The sequence below is a fragment of the Halalkalibacter alkalisediminis genome (genome assembly GCF_028610705.1).
Taxonomy (GTDB): Bacteria; Bacillota; Bacilli; order Bacillales; family Bacillaceae_D; genus Halalkalibacter; species Halalkalibacter alkalisediminis.
Genome location: NZ_JAQQWT010000005.1, coordinates 184,030 through 200,358 on the forward strand (window position 1 = coordinate 184,030; position 16,329 = coordinate 200,358).

The 16,329-nt window shown below is 40.4% G+C and carries 17 protein-coding genes and 1 pseudogene; 5 read left to right on the forward strand and 13 right to left on the reverse strand.

The window, feature by feature from the left end:
• Positions 1–690: 690 nt before the first annotated feature.
• Positions 691–915 carry a YuzB family protein gene (locus PQ474_RS09870; protein WP_273842513.1) on the reverse strand — a complete coding sequence of 75 codons (225 nt, stop codon included), beginning with the start codon at positions 913–915 and terminating at the stop codon, positions 691–693.
• 239 nt (positions 916–1,154) lie between these two features.
• On the opposite strand from PQ474_RS09870, the gene lipL reads away from it, so the two are divergent.
• Complete coding sequence (lipL, locus tag PQ474_RS09875; RefSeq protein WP_273842515.1) at positions 1,155–1,988, forward strand: octanoyl-[GcvH]:protein N-octanoyltransferase; 834 nt, start codon at positions 1,155–1,157, stop codon at positions 1,986–1,988.
• A gap of 198 nt (positions 1,989–2,186) precedes the next feature.
• Here lipL and pta read toward each other — a convergent pair whose 3' ends face one another.
• Positions 2,187–3,176 (reverse strand): phosphate acetyltransferase, encoded by a 990-nt coding sequence (pta, locus tag PQ474_RS09880; protein WP_273842518.1) that lies wholly within the window; start codon positions 3,174–3,176, stop codon positions 2,187–2,189.
• A 259-nt stretch (positions 3,177–3,435) separates the two neighbouring features.
• On the opposite strand from pta, the gene PQ474_RS09885 reads away from it, so the two are divergent.
• From PQ474_RS09885 to gerQ, 4 genes are all read left to right on the forward strand, one after another.
• The gene (locus PQ474_RS09885; protein ID WP_273842521.1) at positions 3,436–4,176 is read left to right on the forward strand and encodes an enoyl-CoA hydratase/isomerase family protein; all 741 of its coding nucleotides are present in this window, start codon (positions 3,436–3,438) and stop codon (positions 4,174–4,176) included.
• 79 nt (positions 4,177–4,255) lie between these two features.
• Positions 4,256–5,005 carry a hydrogen peroxide-dependent heme synthase gene (gene hemQ / locus PQ474_RS09890; protein WP_273842524.1) on the forward strand — a complete coding sequence of 250 codons (750 nt, stop codon included), beginning with the start codon at positions 4,256–4,258 and terminating at the stop codon, positions 5,003–5,005.
• A gap of 202 nt (positions 5,006–5,207) precedes the next feature.
• On the forward strand, positions 5,208–5,639 hold the full coding sequence (locus PQ474_RS09895) for a cell wall hydrolase (protein WP_273842857.1): 432 nt from the start codon (positions 5,208–5,210) through the stop codon (positions 5,637–5,639).
• A gap of 24 nt (positions 5,640–5,663) precedes the next feature.
• Positions 5,664–6,188, forward strand: a complete 525-nt coding sequence (gerQ, locus tag PQ474_RS09900; protein ID WP_273842526.1) for a spore coat protein GerQ — start codon at positions 5,664–5,666, stop codon at positions 6,186–6,188.
• Between the two features lie 84 nt (positions 6,189–6,272).
• On the opposite strand, the gene PQ474_RS09905 is transcribed toward gerQ, so the two are convergent.
• The 11 genes and pseudogenes from PQ474_RS09905 to PQ474_RS09955 all read right to left on the reverse strand — a co-directional run bounded on the left by PQ474_RS09905 (position 6,273) and on the right by PQ474_RS09955 (position 16,282).
• Positions 6,273–6,647: a DUF423 domain-containing protein gene (locus tag PQ474_RS09905; protein ID WP_273842528.1), complete on the reverse strand. Its 375-nt coding sequence runs from the start codon at positions 6,645–6,647 to the stop codon at positions 6,273–6,275.
• A gap of 32 nt (positions 6,648–6,679) precedes the next feature.
• On the reverse strand, positions 6,680–6,955 hold the full coding sequence (locus tag PQ474_RS09910; RefSeq protein WP_273842530.1) for a DUF5327 family protein: 276 nt from the start codon (positions 6,953–6,955) through the stop codon (positions 6,680–6,682).
• Positions 6,956–7,051: 96 nt separating this feature from the next.
• Positions 7,052–7,300: pseudogene (locus PQ474_RS09915) on the reverse strand (MerR family transcriptional regulator); the annotation flags it as partial.
• A gap of 24 nt (positions 7,301–7,324) precedes the next feature.
• Positions 7,325–8,068: an exonuclease domain-containing protein gene (locus PQ474_RS09920; protein ID WP_273842532.1), complete on the reverse strand. Its 744-nt coding sequence runs from the start codon at positions 8,066–8,068 to the stop codon at positions 7,325–7,327.
• Complete coding sequence (locus PQ474_RS09925) at positions 8,065–9,078, reverse strand: DUF294 nucleotidyltransferase-like domain-containing protein (protein ID WP_273842534.1); 1,014 nt, start codon at positions 9,076–9,078, stop codon at positions 8,065–8,067. Before PQ474_RS09925 ends, PQ474_RS09920 begins: the two co-directional genes overlap by 4 nt.
• Before the next feature lie 2 nt (positions 9,079–9,080).
• Entirely contained in the window at positions 9,081–10,346 is a 1,266-nt protein-coding gene (locus tag PQ474_RS09930; RefSeq protein ID WP_273842536.1) for an ammonium transporter, read from the reverse strand.
• A 339-nt stretch (positions 10,347–10,685) separates the two neighbouring features.
• Complete coding sequence (locus PQ474_RS09935) at positions 10,686–12,200, reverse strand: tripartite tricarboxylate transporter permease (RefSeq protein ID WP_273842538.1); 1,515 nt, start codon at positions 12,198–12,200, stop codon at positions 10,686–10,688.
• 15 nt (positions 12,201–12,215) lie between these two features.
• Positions 12,216–12,725, reverse strand: a complete 510-nt coding sequence (locus tag PQ474_RS09940) for a tripartite tricarboxylate transporter TctB family protein (RefSeq protein ID WP_273842540.1) — start codon at positions 12,723–12,725, stop codon at positions 12,216–12,218.
• Between the two features lie 74 nt (positions 12,726–12,799).
• Positions 12,800–13,858, reverse strand: a complete 1,059-nt coding sequence (locus tag PQ474_RS09945; protein WP_273842542.1) for a tripartite tricarboxylate transporter substrate binding protein — start codon at positions 13,856–13,858, stop codon at positions 12,800–12,802.
• 115 nt (positions 13,859–13,973) lie between these two features.
• The gene (locus tag PQ474_RS09950) at positions 13,974–14,675 is read right to left on the reverse strand and encodes a response regulator (RefSeq protein ID WP_273842545.1); all 702 of its coding nucleotides are present in this window, start codon (positions 14,673–14,675) and stop codon (positions 13,974–13,976) included.
• A complete protein-coding gene (locus tag PQ474_RS09955) occupies positions 14,672–16,282 on the reverse strand; it encodes an ATP-binding protein (protein ID WP_273842548.1) in 1,611 nt (536 codons plus the stop codon). The genes PQ474_RS09950 and PQ474_RS09955 overlap by 4 nt, the downstream gene beginning before the upstream one ends.
• Between the last annotated feature and the right edge of the window lie 47 nt (positions 16,283–16,329).

Below are 16,329 nucleotides of genomic sequence, written 5' to 3' on the forward strand. Positions count from 1 at the left end.
TCTCTCACCCGTAGAGAACGCGAGAAAGAAACGCTCCTACTTCTTTCTCGCGTTCTTGGAGGGAGCTAGAGCTCTTCAATTTTGGACATTCTTCCCTACCTCAAAAACTTGACTCCTGCCAGACTAAACTGGGGAAAACACAAAACTTCTTCCCTCACCTTAATATGACCGAAGCCGTGAGTTCCGGCAGGAGTCTTAGTTTTTCTTGCCCCGCCAAAAAACAACCCCCTCTCTCACCCGTAGAGAACGCGAGAAAGAAACGCTCCTACTTCTTTCTCGCGTTCTTGGAGGGAGCTAGAGCTCTTCTCTTTTGGACATTCTTCCTACTTTTGTTCTGGAGAATCAAGCTGCTTATCTAAAACCTCCGCTCTCTTTCAAATGTTGGCGGACACCAGAGACGCTATTCACCCATAAACCCCTGATTTTCCCTTCTAACCGGACATAGGAGCCGTTATTTCATTACAATCACGAGGCTTCTATGCATTTTCACGAGAATAACAGCTCTCATGTCCGCAACACGCTTAAATATAGCATTTTTGACTTAAATAACGGCTCTCATGTCCGCCACCCTTTGATCAAGAGCCCAACTTTGATTCCATTCATACCCACATCACTCAGCACCGACGCCGCCTCAAACTCCAACAAACCTTCTTCCAAAAAAAAAATCCTAGCTGCTTGGCAACTAGGTATTTATAATTTAAGCTTTTTCATCACTTTTTCAATAAGTTGATCTTCATCTGGTGCAGCAATTGGACGATTGTTTACAAAGCAAAATGATTTCTTTCTCCCTGGTCCACAGTAAGACTGACAGCGAATATCAATCGTAGCTTCTTTATCCACTTTTTCTAGGCGGGGAATAAGAGTCTTAATATTCGTTGCTTGGCATTCGTCACAAATGCGAAATTCGTTCGCCATATCTATCTGTTCCTTTCAACGATCAAGTTGATCTGTACAATTTTAGACTTAACTTTTTAGCATCAATTAGTATATCACAGTGCTTGTCACTAGAACAAATAAAGGAAGGCTTTCTCCTAAGAAAACATCACATGATAACTCTTGTTCTCAAAATGGTCATCCTTCTACTTTCTTTATTTATGATTCTCCTGAACATGCTATAATATATGGACATATTATGAACGTATAGGAGTACAAGCATGCAAAATCTTAATTTACCCTCGATTTCACCTAACTGGCGATTCATTGATCATACAACATTCGGGCCGCAGTTTGACGCGCTTCAATCGTTTGCTTACGATGATACACTCTGCACCTCAATTGGACAGCAAGATGGCATTCCTACTGTGCGAGCATGGGTTCATCATCAAACCGTTGTTTTAGGCATTCAAGACAGTCGACTTCCTTATATCAATTCGGGACGAGCTTTTCTTGAAACAAACGGACATCGAGCTATTGTTCGTAACTCAGGTGGCTTAGCTGTCGTATTAGATGAAGGTGTTCTAAACCTCTCCTTAATTATAAAAGAAGAAAAAGGGTTGTCTATTGACGATGGTTACAACCTCATGTTTTCTTTAATAAAAAGAGTATTCAGATCTTACCCTGTTGAGATAGAGGCTTATGAGGTTATCGGTTCGTATTGCCCGGGAAGTTTTGATTTAAGTATTGGTGGGAAGAAATTTGCTGGCATTTCACAGCGCCGAATTCGAGGTGGGATTGCTGTTCAAATTTACCTTTGTATTACGGGGAGCGGGAGTGCTCGCGCTGAATTAGTACAAGACTTTTATGAAAAAGCGGTTCAAGGAAGCGTGACGAAATTCAATTATCCCATTGTCCAGCCAGAAACAATGGCTTCTTTAAATGAATTGCTCGACGTTGACTTATCAATTGCCGATGTGATGATGCTCTTGCTCAAAACACTTCAAACCGAAGGCGTGAAGTTAGTTGTACAGCCCTTTTCTGCAGAAGAACTGGCTTTATTTTCTGAGAACTACGACCGCATTCGCCTGCGGAATGAAAAAGTGCTGAAGTAATTTGTTTGTAATCGGTGATTACCTTTAGATGCTCTAACCTCTTTAATATAGCGATTAAAATGCCATGGCTATAAAACGCCATTATTATGTTGAAAGTCGCTAATAAAAGGTTTCTGCACCCTCTGCAAAGTACATCTGCAACTACACCTCCTTCAATAGAAAAAACAGCTAGGATCTCATGAAACCCTAGCTGTTTTCTTATGATGTAACCTTCTGATTAATCGACTGCATCGCTGTGATTAATGAAAGCTTATAAACGTCAGCTGCGTTACAACCACGCGATAAATCATTCACAGGTTTGTTTAAACCTTGGAGAATAGGCCCAATCGCGTCATAGCCACCAAGACGTTGAGCAATTTTATAGCCTAAGTTTCCTGATTCCAAACTTGGGAAAATGAAGACATTCGCTTCCCCTTGAAGCGGAGAATCCGGAGCTTTCTTTTTCGCCACGGCTGGAACGAATGCTGCGTCAAATTGGAACTCGCCATCGATTACCAAGTCCGGTCTTGTTTCTTGAGCAAGCTTTGTTGCTTCTGACACTTTCTTTGTTTCAATGGACGAAGCCGATCCTTTTGTGGAGAAACTAAGCATCGCAACTTTCGGATCGAGTCCAAATACTTTTGCTGTTTCTGCTGTTGCAATGGCAATTTCAGCTAACTCTTCGCTGTTTGGTGCAATGTTAATCGCGCAATCTCCGAATACAAATTTGTGCTCATCCTTAACCATTACGAATACACCCGACGTACGTTTAATGCCTGGTTGTGTTTTAATGATTTGTAGCGCTGGACGAACGGTATCTCCCGTTGAATGAGCGGCCCCACTTACAAGTCCATCTGCTTTATCCATGTGTACAAGCATCGTTCCAAAGTAGTTGACATCCGTTAATTTTTCACGTGCTGTTTCTTCTGTCTCTTTGCCTTTACGACGTTCAACGAATGATTGAACCATTTCATCCATTCCATCGTAATTGTGGGGATCGAGAATCGTAATCGTGCCTAGGTCGATCTTATTCTGCTTTGCTTTTGTCTGAACCTCTTCGACATTTCCAATTAAAATAGGTGTGACTACTTTATCGTTAGCTAAGTTTGCTGCTGCTTCTAAAATACGTTCATCCGTTCCCTCTGGAAGCACAATCGTTGGTTTATGTTTCTCTACGTGCGCTTTAATTTCATTAAAAAGATTGCTCAAATGAATTCCTCCTCAAACCTCGTTCTATTTATCATATGACAAGAATACTCCTCTTGCCTGTAAAAAGGAACCGTCTTTCTTAAGTTCATTAAAGTGTTAATTTTTGAAAGAATCTTTCTGTTTGCGCTTGCATTTTTTCCCCACTTTTTTAAAATAACTTTTCTTTACTTTAGGATGACCAAAGGAATATTCGCTTATGTGTCGAATAGTTATGTAAGGAGAAAATGAATAATCATTCATTATTAGGAGGAATAAGACTATGACAGAATCCATTATTTTATATGCGGTCGATAACCGCACTGCTACCATTACGCTCAACAGGCCTCAAGTTAAAAATGCATTAAATAAAGAATTACATGTTGCGCTATACGATGCATTGGAAGAGGCAAAAAACGATATTAATGTAAGCGTTATCGTTTTACAAGGTTCAAATCACGCTTTTTGTGCTGGTGCCGATTTAAAAAGTATACCAATAGAAGAAATGCATTCCTTTGATTATGGACAATATTTAGATGAAACCTACAATCGTTTAATTCGTCAGATCGTCTCCATTGATAAACCTATTGTCGCAAACATTAACGGGATTGCCGTTGGTGCTGGTTTGAGCATTGCGTTAGCTTGTGATTACAGAGTAGCCGACGCCGATGCCAAAATGGGTCTTGGCTTTTTAAAAATTGGTCTTGTACCTGATGCAGGTGCCTCTTATTTTCTCCCGCGTCTTGTTGGATTAGGAAAAGCTAATGAGATGGCTTTAGGTGGATTGATCTCAGCCAAGGAAGCTTATCGAATTAATCTAATTAACAGCATCGGTCACTTAGACGAGCTTCTTGTTCAGCTGCAAAGCATGCCTCAAAAGGCGTTTGGTTTAATGAAAAAGAATTTCCGTGCAAGCTTTGACACGAATTTAGAGGATGTTCTTCAAATGGAAGTTGACGCACAGCGCCAAGCTGGAGAAACACCTGAGCACAAACGAGCGATTCAACAGTTTTTGTCACGGTAATGTCAACGTCTTTGTTTTTGATCTACGTTCAATTGTGGTATAGTTTGAACATGAATGAAAACAAAGGAGTTGCTTAACTATGAGTGAAGCTGCAGTAACATTAGATGGTTGGTATTGTTTACATGATTTCCGCACAATTAATTGGCCTGCTTGGAAGACGGTTTCAACTGAAGAGCGTGAGCAAATTTTAGCTGAGTTTCATTCCATGCTAGATCGCTGGAATCAAACAGAAGCTGAGGAAAAGGGAAGCCATGCTCTTTACTCGATTGTTGGTCAAAAAGCTGATTTTATGTTGATGATCCTACGTCCGACGATGGAAGAGCTTAATGAGATTGAGAATACGTTTAATAAGTCTCGTCTTGCTGAATTTACAATTCCTACATATTCTTACGTTTCCGTTGTAGAGCTTAGTAACTACATGGCTGGGGAAAGCGATGAAGATCCTTACCAAAACCCTCATGTACGCTCTAGACTATACCCGACTTTGCCTAAAGCAAGTCACGTTTGCTTCTATCCAATGGACAAGCGCAGAGATGGCGATGATAACTGGTACATGCTGTCAATGGAAGATCGTCGTTCGATGATGCGTAGCCATGGAATGATTGGCCGTAGCTATGCTGGAAAAGTCAAACAGATCATTACGGGTTCTGTTGGATTTGATGATTGGGAATGGGGCGTAACGTTATTTGCTGATGATGTGCTTCAGTTTAAAAAATTAGTTTATGAAATGCGTTTTGACGAAGTATCAGCGCGCTTTGGTGAATTCGGATCTTTCTATGTTGGAAATATCCTTGATCCTGACCACCTTTCTCGCTTTTTCCACGTTTAATATAGCTATACTGCAAGTGCCCCTATCCATACAGGGGCACTTTTTTTACGAAAAAAATGCATACCTTCTTGACGTTATTCATATAGTCAAGTAACTGCACCGCCTACGGTATCATCCATATGATTATTTTTCATGGATGCAGTTTGTTTCGTTTCATTTCTTAGAACATCTTAGAACATCAACTTTGATAGGAGGTGAACGGATGGCTGTCATAAAAGCCTCATCCAGTGATATCGATATGCTTGCACGACTAATGCGAGCCGAAGCGGAAGGCGAAGGAGAAATTGGGATGTTAACAGCAGGAAACGTTATGGTGAACCGAACTCGAGTCCGTTGTTTAGATTTTGGTAACGTCAATACCATTCCTCATATGGCATTTCAATCCCCAGGTGGGTTTGAAGCGGTTCAGAAGGGCTACTTTTACCAGCACGCTCGTGAAAGAGATGTCAGGTTGGCACGGCGAGTGGTAAATGGTGAAAGGTTTCACCCTGCTGAAAATTCTTTATGGTTCTTCCGTCCGGATGGTCCTTGTCCCGCACAGTGGTGGGGTCAGTGGAATTCCGGACGTTATAAGTTACATTGTTTTTATTCTCCGACTCAGTCGGAATGTTCCGAAGTGTACAGCACATATTAAATTGACATCAAAGGGGCGATCAATGTGTATCAACAACCATGGTATCCACAAACACAATCAGGATATGGCCAGCAGCAACAACCCTATCCGCAACAACAACAACATCAACAACCACTAGCTCAGCAAACAGGGCAAATGCCTTATCAGTCTGCTCAAGGCTACCAATTTTCACATATACCTGGACTGGCGCAACAACAACAGCCTTTTCCTGGCATGACCCCGCAACAAATACTTGCGCAGCAACAAGGGATGTTGCCACTAGAACAATCTTATATCGAGAACATTCTTCGTTTAAACCGTGGTAAAGCAGCTACGTTCTATATGACATTTGAAAATAATTCTGAATGGAATGCAAAGATATTCAGAGGAATTGTGGAAGAAGCCGGTCGAGATCATATTATCGTCGGAGACTTTGAGGATCAAACTCACTACTTACTACTAATGGTAAATCTTGATTATGTTGAATTTGATGAACCAATTGAGTATGACTACCCTTTTGATAGTGTTGCACCTTTAGCGACTTACTCACCTAGACCTAATAATTCATAAAAAGTGCCTGTGAAACACACGCGAAACCCTTTATGCATTCTACTTAAAAAAGGGGACTCCATTGTGGAGTCCCCCTTTTTCCTGTTATAACCCTCTTAACACCGCAATCCCAAGCAAAACCCATCCTACAATAAAAGCTAGTCCACCAATTGGGGTAATCGCTCCGAGCTTCGTGACTCCCGTTAATGCCATCGCATATAAACTACCGGAGAATAGCAAAATACCCACTAAAAAAGCCCAACCTGCACCGTTTAACATACCAGAAATAGGCATTTTTAGAGCGATGATTCCAACAGCTATTAAAGCAAATCCATGAATCATGTGATACTGGACACCCGTTTGATAATTCTTCATCATACGCTCTGTTAATTTAGGCTCAAGTCCGTGTGCTCCGAAAGCACCAATTACAACAGAAAGCGCCATAATGATACTTCCTATGAAAATAAATAATTTCGCCAATCTCTTCAGCTCCTTTTTCCTAACCTATGCCTTTAAAAATCAAGAAGATTTCTACCCCTTACATCCTGTTCTACACTCTGTACGGTCTCAGTTTGTACCTGATAGTCTCTTTTTGCAACGGGTGTAAATGTCTCTTGTGTTGGTTTTGCTCCTTCATTATTCGAAGGAGACTTAAGTAGCTGACAGTAGGCTTCTATGACCGCAACACGTTCTGCCACGGACTGACGATCTTCTTGTGAAATCGCGATTTTCAGTTTTTCCATTTGCCCTTCTAATTGGTCACAAATCGCTTTAGCTGGTATGTCCATAATGAAATGCCTCCCTCCCTTACTTTCCAATACTCCTAGCATACACAATTTTTGCCATTAAAAAAAGGACTAACCATGGTGATGGTCGGTCCCTCCCTCTTGTTGTCTTGATGCAAAAATAGCTTTTACACCCGCAATGTTCACACCTTGTTTGATTAACGTTTTGATTTCTATAAAACGTTCAATGTCTTCAAGTGAAAACATTCGTTGATTTCCATCATTTCGAGTTGGCTTAATAAGTCCTTGTTCCTCATAATAACGAATTTGCCGGGCAGACAAGTTCGTCATATCCATGACAACTCGGATTGGAAAATACGCTTGCCTTCTAGGAATATCTGACTTCACTCGCTCCCCCTCCTCCCTCGTTATTTATAATTGAGCCGTTCGACCTTTGGCCAGATACGTATAGACATCTCTTAATGTCTCAAACCCTTTATCCTTCGCGAGATGAATGTTTTTTTGCCACAACTGTGCTGTGACGCGTGCATCTTCTAACGCGTGATGACGCACATGCACCGGAATTTGGTAATGCGCACAACATTCATCCAATGTGACTAATTTTTCAGTTGGGGTAACAATTTTAGTTAAAAATGAAGTGTCTAAAATTCGATGTTGAAACGTAGTTCTTAACGTTTGCCAAGTGGCATGTGACATAAATTTTTTCTCGTGATGTGCATGATGGGCCACTAAAGTCGAGTGTCCGATAAATGTATAAAAGTCTCCTAAAACATCAACGAGTAACGGAGCATCTGTTAACTCTTCAATCGTTAGTCCAGTTAAATCAAGAATGTCACTAGATGGCAACTTATCGCATTTAACCGTGGAGTAGAAAACCTCTTCTTCAAGAATATCGCATCCTTTCATTTTAATCGCACCAATTGAAAGGATGTTATCCCCCTTATCAGGGTAGAAACCACTAGTTTCTAAATCAAAGATGATGAATGAAAGCTCAGAAAGGGGGCGATCAAGTACATCTTCATGTTTCAATTCACGTTGAATCTGACGCAAATGAGAAAGTCTAGCAGCACCAGACTGCTGCTGCATGGACGTATACACATTCGGGCTTAACTTATTAGATAGTTGTTTTACCAACTGGACCATATGGTTGATCATTTTTGTTCACCCTTTTTCAGATTCCTTTCTAGATTCTGATACAATCGATGCCCTTCTCTGACCCATTTCTTTAATAGCTTCCGTTCATCCACACTTAACTTTTCAAGCTGTAAATGGTGAATATCTTCGTAGGTTTTTGTATGGCGGTGCCAATGAAGACGTTGTTCAAGGATTTGTTCAAAGTTCTGTTGTAACTGTTTAACTTGCTCATATTTTTTTGGCAAATACTTAAACCGTTCTACTGTTGGTGAGTGAAGGATGTGTTGTTCAATGGCAAGCAATCTCAATGCATTCACATAAGGAAAAAGGACCACTTGTTTAAAATCAAATTTCCCTTTATGTCTGCCTTTCGTCTCGACAAGGAGCTGATTGAATAACCCAATCCCTTTTTTCAGCCTTCCGGTATTTTCAGTCAGACGTTTCATTAAATACGGTTGAGATTTAACGGCTTGAAACAGTGTTTGTTTCAAACGTTCTACCATCATAGATTCTCCGTAAATCGAAGTTGAATCTACAAATGTTAACGTGTACCTCAGCGTTTCCCACGAATCTTCCTTTAACCAACCTTTAATTTGGTTCTCCCACTTTGTAAAAGAACGACACCACTTCGAGTTAGAAGCCATAACTTTCCCATCACAGCGTTTATACCCTACTTGAGCAAGTGCATAAACAATCTCTTCTCCAAGATGCAAGAAATAGGTTTCATCTTCTTCAGTGTCACTTTCAAAGACAAGACCATGATCTTGGTCACTCCAAAAGGACTGCTCACGCCTGCCTCCACTCCCCATTAAAAAGAAAGCAAAGTGAGCAGGAGGCTGGCCCCACTCACTTTCTGTCTTTTTAAGAGCGAGACATACCGCTTTTTTTATGATTCGTTCATGACTTTTTTGAAGTGAGGACGAGGTATGTTCCTGATTGTGAATGGTGCCGATACGTTCCTCATATAAAAGCTCGTAACGTCTATCCCAATCTTGATCACTATAGGCAGGATAAACCTTTGCCCCTGTCATTCTTATGCTCCAGTTCTTTCATTACCTGGCATGATTTCTGGATAACCGTAACTACCATGCTCACTAAGGTCAAGACCAACAATCTCTTCCTCTTCAGATACACGTAAGCCGCCACAAACAGCTTTTGTTACTAGTAATAAGATGTAAGATGCGATGAAAGCAAAAGCCCCACACGCTACTACACTCAATACTTGAACGCCAAGTTGTGAAAATCCACCACCGTACAATAGTCCTGCGTTACCACCATTCATCGCTGCTAGCTCAGGAGTTGCAAAGAAACCAGTTGATACTGTACCCCAAACCCCTGCCACACCATGAACAGATAAGGCGAAGATTGGATCATCAATACGAGCTTTATCAAAGAATTTCATACTGAAGAATACGATCAAACCACCAACGATACCAATCACAACTGCTGCCCAAGGAGCAACGAATGCACAAGATGCTGTGATGGCAACCAAACCAGCTAACGCACCATTTAACATAGTAGGAACATCTGATTTACCTGTCATTGCCCAAGCAATAAATAAGGCCGCTACTGCACCAGCTGCTGCAGCTAATTGAGTGTTTAATGCTACATAACCAAAGAATCCATCGGCAACTTCTAACGTACTACCTGCGTTAAATCCGAACCAACCTACCCAAAGAATTAAAACACCTAGAGCAGTATAAACTTGGTTGTGACCCGCTAATTCATTAGCTGAACCATCTTTATTGTATTTACCAAGACGTGGTTTTAATAAAATGGTCGCTGCTAAAGCTGCCATTGCACCAGTTAAGTGAACAACCGTAGATCCAGCAAAATCTTGTTTTCCTAAGTTTGCTAACCATCCATCTCCCCAAATCCAGTGTGCAACGATCGGGTAAACAAATGCTGAGAATAATACCGCAAAGACAATATATGCTGATAGTTTTGCACGTTCTGCAAATCCACCAAATGCAATCGTTAAAGCAATGGCTGCGAACATTAATTGGAAGAAGAAATCAACTGATCCAACTAACCCTTCTTCAGCTGTAGAAAAATCTCCAAAGAAGAAATCCGACAACCCAATAAATGCATTTCCTTCACCGTAAGCAAATCCCCAACCTACTGCCCAGTAAACAAGGGACGCAATACCGACCGTGAAAATCGTTTTACCTGCGATGTGCCCCGCATTTTTCATTCTTGTAGAACCCGCTTCTAAAAGAATAAATCCACCTTGCATAAATAAAACTAAAACCGCACAAATCATGACCCATAAATTATCCATAAGTGCTAATTCGCTCATTCTCAATCTCTCCCTTCGAATGTGAACATGTCAGCGTTAGAGAAGCTAACATCTCTTGTTAGTTCTCATTATACGTACAAAATATTCTGAATCTACTCTATTGTTAGATATCCTGACATGCTTTTTAAACAGCTTTTTTTGATGAAAGGGCTTAACATAGGATCCTCGTTGAGGTTCAACACCTTCACCAGATGTATTCAATGCTTATGATTATTTAACTAAATAAAGCCCACCTCCTCCAAGAGAAGGTGAGTTTGTAAGGTTTTCGTTTGATGAAAACACAAAGAAGCAATGAGATCACCACTACCAAGGTTTAAGCAGCGGTGATCTCATTGCCTATTAAAGATTAGCAGAGTCATTCTTAGACGTTGTCTTTCTTAGACGCCTAATAAGTCCAAATACTAACGGCAAGAATAAGGAAAGTGCAGCAAGAATAAGAAGGGTTAATGAAATCGGCTTATCTAAGAAAACCGTCCAGCTTCCATTTGAAATCTGAAGTGCCCGTCTCATCGATTCCTCCATCATTGCTCCAAGAATAAGAGCTAGAATAAGAGGAGCAGCAGGAAAATGATACAACCTCATCAAAAATCCTATAATTCCAAAGGCAATAACCATTCCTAAATCAAATGTACTGAATTTCAATCCATAAACCCCAATCATACAAAAAACAATAATGAGAGAAAGTAGCATCGCTCTAGGTACACTTAAAATTTTTGATATATAAGGAATTAAGGGAAGGTTCAAAACAAGTAAAAAGATATTTCCAATATACATACTCGCAATAACTCCCCAGAACACATCTGGACGAGTCTCAAGCATCATTGGCCCAGGGGTAACCCCCATTACTAACAGCGCCCCAAGTAGAATCGCTGTAGTCCCGGAACCTGGAACACCAAGCGTTAACAAAGGTACAAACGAACCACCACAGGCCGCGTTATTGGCAGCTTCGGGTGCAGCAACTCCCTTAATGTTTCCTTTACCAAATGTATTTCCATCCTTAGCAAGTCTCTTCTCCATACTATAGCCAAGAAAAGACCCAACGGTTGCCCCCGCCCCAGGAAGAACCCCTGTAAAGAAACCCAAAACGGAACTACGGCCAATCGGGCCAGCAATTTCCTTTACCTCTGATTTGGTTAACTTTAACGAACCAATTTTATTTTGCTTCGCCATGTTACTGCCTCTTAGGAGCATGACAAATACTTCTGCTAAGGCAAAGATCCCAAGAGCAATAATGAGGAAGTCAATTCCTTCTAATAGTTTGATATTACCGAATGTATAACGCGGCGTTCCGGTTTGTAAATCAATTCCAACAAGTGAGATCATAACACCAAAAACAGCAGCAATTAACCCTTTTACAAGTGATTTATCTGATAAACTCACAACTGCAGTTAAGCCTAGTACCATTAATGCAAAATACTCTGCTGGACCAAAACTAACAGCAACCTTTGAAAGAAGTGGTGCAACAAGCATTAATCCAATAACACTTATGGTCCCTCCGATAAAGGAGGCATAAGCCGCCAAAGCTAACGCTTTCCCAGCTTTCCCTTTCTTAGCAAGTGGATAGCCATCGAAGGACGTGGCAACCGTTCCCGCAACCCCTGGGGCATTTAATAATATAGAAGAAGTAGAACCTCCAAATATCGCTCCATAGTATACACCTGCCATTAAGATAAGCCCGGTAGCTGGGTTCATCCCATACGTTATGGGAATCATTAACGCAAGTGCACTAATTGGTCCAAGGCCTGGAAGCATTCCAATAATCGTTCCTGCTAAGACTCCAATAAAAACAAATATTAGGTTCTCCCATTGCAAGGCAACTTCAAATCCGTATAGTAAATTTTGAATTGAATCCATTTGCGATCCACCTCCTTATAGCGGCAGCCATCCCGCTGGTAAATAAACACCTAATCCTTTTGTCATAAGCAAATAAAAGCCAAAACTTACAACAACTGATACAACTGCATTCACTACATGACGGCGATATCCGTAGTAAAGTGTTAAAAAGAATAATAATCCTAATGTACTTAAGACAAAACCAGCTAGTTCAAAAAGGGAAACATATACAATCAATATGAGCAGAGTGACGACAATTTGAGTTTGTGGTTTTTTCCAATACGAAACTTCTTTGGTTTCCTCTGGCTGTTCGCCCATATCTTCTGAATCATCTAATAATGACTCTTCTTCTCCCTTATCCTTTTCAAAAAACAAGACAATAGATAGAAAAGCCATTAAAAATCCTAACACTTTAGGAAACAGGTCTGAGTCAATTGGTCTAGGAATTGAAAAGTTAGGAATCTGAAATGACATAATCAAATATCCAACTGAAAAAACAAATAAAATAATAGCAATCTTTTGATTCGCTCTCCACTTCGTAAGCATAAATTTTCATCCTCCCTCTTTTATGATCTGAAAAAAGAGGGTGGTCTCTCTAGTAAGACCACCATTCACCAATCCTAATTTTCTAGTAACCCTAAGTCTTCTAAGATGCTTTCAAACTGCTCATATTGTTCATTAAGGAAAACACCAAACTCTTCACTATTTTGATAAGCATCTAACCACCCAAGTTGATCACGAACTTCTTGCCAAAGGTCAGTTTCCATCATATTTACGTATAATTCTTCATAATAAGCCACTGCTTCAGGAGACATATCCTTCGGTCCCATGATGCCGCGCCAAATATCGAATGTATAGTCAATTCCTGACTCAATATAAGTAGGTATTTCAGCTAAATTTGCAAGTGTTTCTGGTGAAGATACCGCTAGAGCACGAAGCTCACCCGCTTCAATCTGAGCAGTTGCTTCTCCTACTCCAGTTGATACCGCATCAACGTGTCCACCAAGAAGGTTTGTCATCGCTTCTCCACCACCTGAGAAGGCAATATAGTTTACATCTTTTGCGTTTACACCAGCTTCAGATGCAGCTCCTACAATGGAAATATGGTCCATACTCCCCGCAGCCGATCCCCCACCAATACTGACAGCGCTTCCATTAGTTTGTATATCTTCAAATAAATCATTGATTGTCTCATATGGTGAATCATTACGAACAAGAACGACGGAATAGTCAGTAATTAAGCGAGCAACTGGTGTGAAGTCCTCATGATTATATTGAGATGCTCCCGTTAAAGGTACAAGAATTACTGGTGGGCTAGCCGCAAAAAGCTTATGATTATTTGTTGAATCAGCGGCAATCTGTGCCCACGCAACGGCACCTCCGCTTCCTGGAATATTAACGGCGGCAAAGTTTTTAGGCGCTAGATTTTCTTCAGCAATCACTCTAGAGGTTTGACGAATTAATGTATCCCAACCACCACCTGGGTTTGCTGGAGCGATGTATTCGATATGATCAGTTGGCTCCCAGGCCACTTCTACTTCGATTTCTGGTTCTGCTTTATTTTCATTAGTAGTTGGACCTTCACTACTTGTGTCTTCACTTCCACATGCCGTAAGTAAAAGTGCACTTGAAAGAGCTGCTACCGCGAACCAATTTCTTAAGCGCTTACATTTTTCCATAAAATAAATTCCCCCTTTTATAATTCTGTTTTTAATATACAGATAATTATAAAAAGAGGGAATGTTGTGTTCATTAAAAGTAAAAGTTCCATTCTGACCTTTTTGTTCATTTAGGTTAAAGTGGAAAATAACGTCGTTCTGGACGCCCTACATCGCCGTAAATCATCTCCGCCTTAGCCGTGCCAACTGAAATAAAATATTCAAAATAGCGCCTAGTCGTCGATCGGCTAGCTCCTAAATATTCAGCTCCTTCAAGTGCAGTTAAGCCCGTTTCTTTATGATCCTCTAATAACCGTTTTACTTTTCCAAGCGTGTGAGGGTTTACCCCTTTTGGCAAACCTTCAGCCATAATCTGATTCAATGTGTTCGATTTTAAATCTGTTTGTAATAAATCTATTTCCTTTTGTGTAAATTCCTTTTTTTCCTCAAACATTGATTGTTTTTGTTGATAACGCTGCAAAGAATAATGAACTCTATTTTTTTCTAAAGGCTTTACTAAATAATCAAAAACACCGCCACGTATTGCCTCTTGAATGGTTTCAACCTCCTTGGCAGCCGTGACCATAATGATATCGATATCCTTATACAGGGTTCGAATGGTCCACAAAAGCTCTAATCCTTTTACATCTGGAATATACATATCTAAAAAAATCAAATCAGGTTTATCACTATTTTCTAAAAATTGTAGCGTCTCCTTACCCGTCATACAAACGTTAACGACTTTGAAATAAGGTAGTTCTTCAATAAATTCTTGGTTAATGCCCGCTAAACGAAAATCATCTTCAACGACTAATACTTGATAGGTTCGATTGCTCATCTCTTATCCTCCTTCGGCATTGTGACAACAAAACACGCTCCCCCGTAAACGCCTTGCTCAATCATGATCTCACCGTTAACCCTTTCAACAGCATCCCTCACTAGAGCCAGTCCAAAACCACGGTGTTTTCCCTTTTTCGTTGAATATCCTTGTTCGAATATAGTATTTTGACGCTCTAATGGAATACCTATTCCGTTATCCTCGATTTCAAATATGAGCTCCTTCCCCACATCCATAAAGGATACAAACACATAGGGTTCTTGCATGCGAGCTTCCATCAGTGCATCAAAGGCATTGTCTAATAGATTACCAAGAACCGTACTTAGAGCTTCCTGTTGTTTTTCTGATAACCTAGTAAGTAAGCAACTAGACTCCTCTATCTCCATTTTTATACCGAGTTCTTGCGCTTGGTTCAACTTGCCGAGCAAAATCGCACTAATAATAGGGTCTTGCACTCTCTCAATTAAAAAGTGAATCGTTTGCTGCTGAAATTTACTCTCCATTTGAATATATTGAATAGCTTCATCGTTTTTGCCGAGCTGCAATAGACCTGAGATGATGTTTAACTTATTAGCAAATTCATGAGTCTGTGCTCTTAAGGCATCTGTGTACTTCTTTACTTTTGATAATTCCTCTGAAAGTAGAACCATTTCCTTTCGTTCTCTAAAAGAAGAAACAGCTCCGGCCACTTTATTTTTAATAACGATCGGAACTCTGTTTACGACCACTAGCTCATCTTCGATCCAAAGTTCCTGATTTATTTGTTTTTCTCCTGTCTTTAGTACTTCATGTAGCCTTGTTTTTGGGAGCAATTCCTTGATCGGTCTACCAATCAACTGCTCTTCTCTACATTCTTTAACCATAAATTTTCTAGCCGCCTGATTAAACATCGTCACTTTTCCTTCGTCATTAACAGCGATAACCCCTTCATGGATTGATTGGAGGATGGCTTCCTTTTCTTCATAAAGTCTCCCAATCTCCTCTGGCTCTAACCCGTGAATCTCTTTCTTTAACTGATAGGAGATGATAAAAGCTCCTATCATTCCAAGTCCTATCAAGCCAACAACGATCAACCAAATTTCCATCACATGCTCTTTGACAACATTCTTTAAATCTTCCATTAGGAATCCGACCGATACTAGCCCAACAATGTCACCGCTTTCATTAATGATAGGAACTTTCCCGCGTATGGAAGGTCCTAATGACCCTACCGCTTCCGAAACGTAGGACTCTCCATTGATTAAGGCTCTATCATTATCACCGCCAACCATTTTCTGCCCGATTCGATTGTCAATAGGATGAGAATACCTAACTCCTTCTTTACTACCAACTACAATAAACTCCGCACCGGTTAACAATCGGATATGTTCAGCGATCGGTTGAATAACTAGTTCAGGTTGATCATGTTTAAACGCTTCTATGACCTCTGGAATAGCCGATACAGATTGGGCAACACTTAATACTCGAAGTCCCATTTGTTCTTCTATCGACTCAGCATATTGATGATTTAAGAATAAACCTAATAGGAGCAATGTCGTTACGATCAATATGCCAATTAAACACATCATGCGAAGAAAAAGAGGCGTCCGTTTTAATTCCTTCATCATCGTTCATCACCATCCCAAACGAATCTCCACTCGGTTACTTTGAAAAT

What these genes read in the sequence shown, in the direction of transcription:
- PQ474_RS09870 (WP_273842513.1), bottom strand. Translation starts at nt 915, where the DNA reads ATGGCGAACGAATTTCGCATTTGTGACGAATGCCAAGCAACGAATATT.
- lipL (WP_273842515.1), top strand. Translation starts at nt 1,155, where the DNA reads ATGCAAAATCTTAATTTACCCTCGATTTCACCTAACTGGCGATTCATT.
- PQ474_RS09885 (WP_273842521.1), top strand. Translation starts at nt 3,436, where the DNA reads ATGACAGAATCCATTATTTTATATGCGGTCGATAACCGCACTGCTACC.
- hemQ (WP_273842524.1), top strand. Translation starts at nt 4,256, where the DNA reads ATGAGTGAAGCTGCAGTAACATTAGATGGTTGGTATTGTTTACATGAT.
- PQ474_RS09895 (WP_273842857.1), top strand. Translation starts at nt 5,208, where the DNA reads ATGGCTGTCATAAAAGCCTCATCCAGTGATATCGATATGCTTGCACGA.
- PQ474_RS09910 (WP_273842530.1), bottom strand. Translation starts at nt 6,955, where the DNA reads ATGGACATACCAGCTAAAGCGATTTGTGACCAATTAGAAGGGCAAATG.
- PQ474_RS09920 (WP_273842532.1), bottom strand. Translation starts at nt 8,068, where the DNA reads ATGATCAACCATATGGTCCAGTTGGTAAAACAACTATCTAATAAGTTA.
- PQ474_RS09925 (WP_273842534.1), bottom strand. Translation starts at nt 9,078, where the DNA reads ATGACAGGGGCAAAGGTTTATCCTGCCTATAGTGATCAAGATTGGGAT.
- PQ474_RS09930 (WP_273842536.1), bottom strand. Translation starts at nt 10,346, where the DNA reads ATGAGCGAATTAGCACTTATGGATAATTTATGGGTCATGATTTGTGCG.
- PQ474_RS09935 (WP_273842538.1), bottom strand. Translation starts at nt 12,200, where the DNA reads ATGGATTCAATTCAAAATTTACTATACGGATTTGAAGTTGCCTTGCAA.
- PQ474_RS09940 (WP_273842540.1), bottom strand. Translation starts at nt 12,725, where the DNA reads ATGCTTACGAAGTGGAGAGCGAATCAAAAGATTGCTATTATTTTATTT.
- PQ474_RS09945 (WP_273842542.1), bottom strand. Translation starts at nt 13,858, where the DNA reads ATGGAAAAATGTAAGCGCTTAAGAAATTGGTTCGCGGTAGCAGCTCTT.
- PQ474_RS09950 (WP_273842545.1), bottom strand. Translation starts at nt 14,675, where the DNA reads ATGAGCAATCGAACCTATCAAGTATTAGTCGTTGAAGATGATTTTCGT.
- PQ474_RS09955 (WP_273842548.1), bottom strand. Translation starts at nt 16,282, where the DNA reads ATGATGAAGGAATTAAAACGGACGCCTCTTTTTCTTCGCATGATGTGT.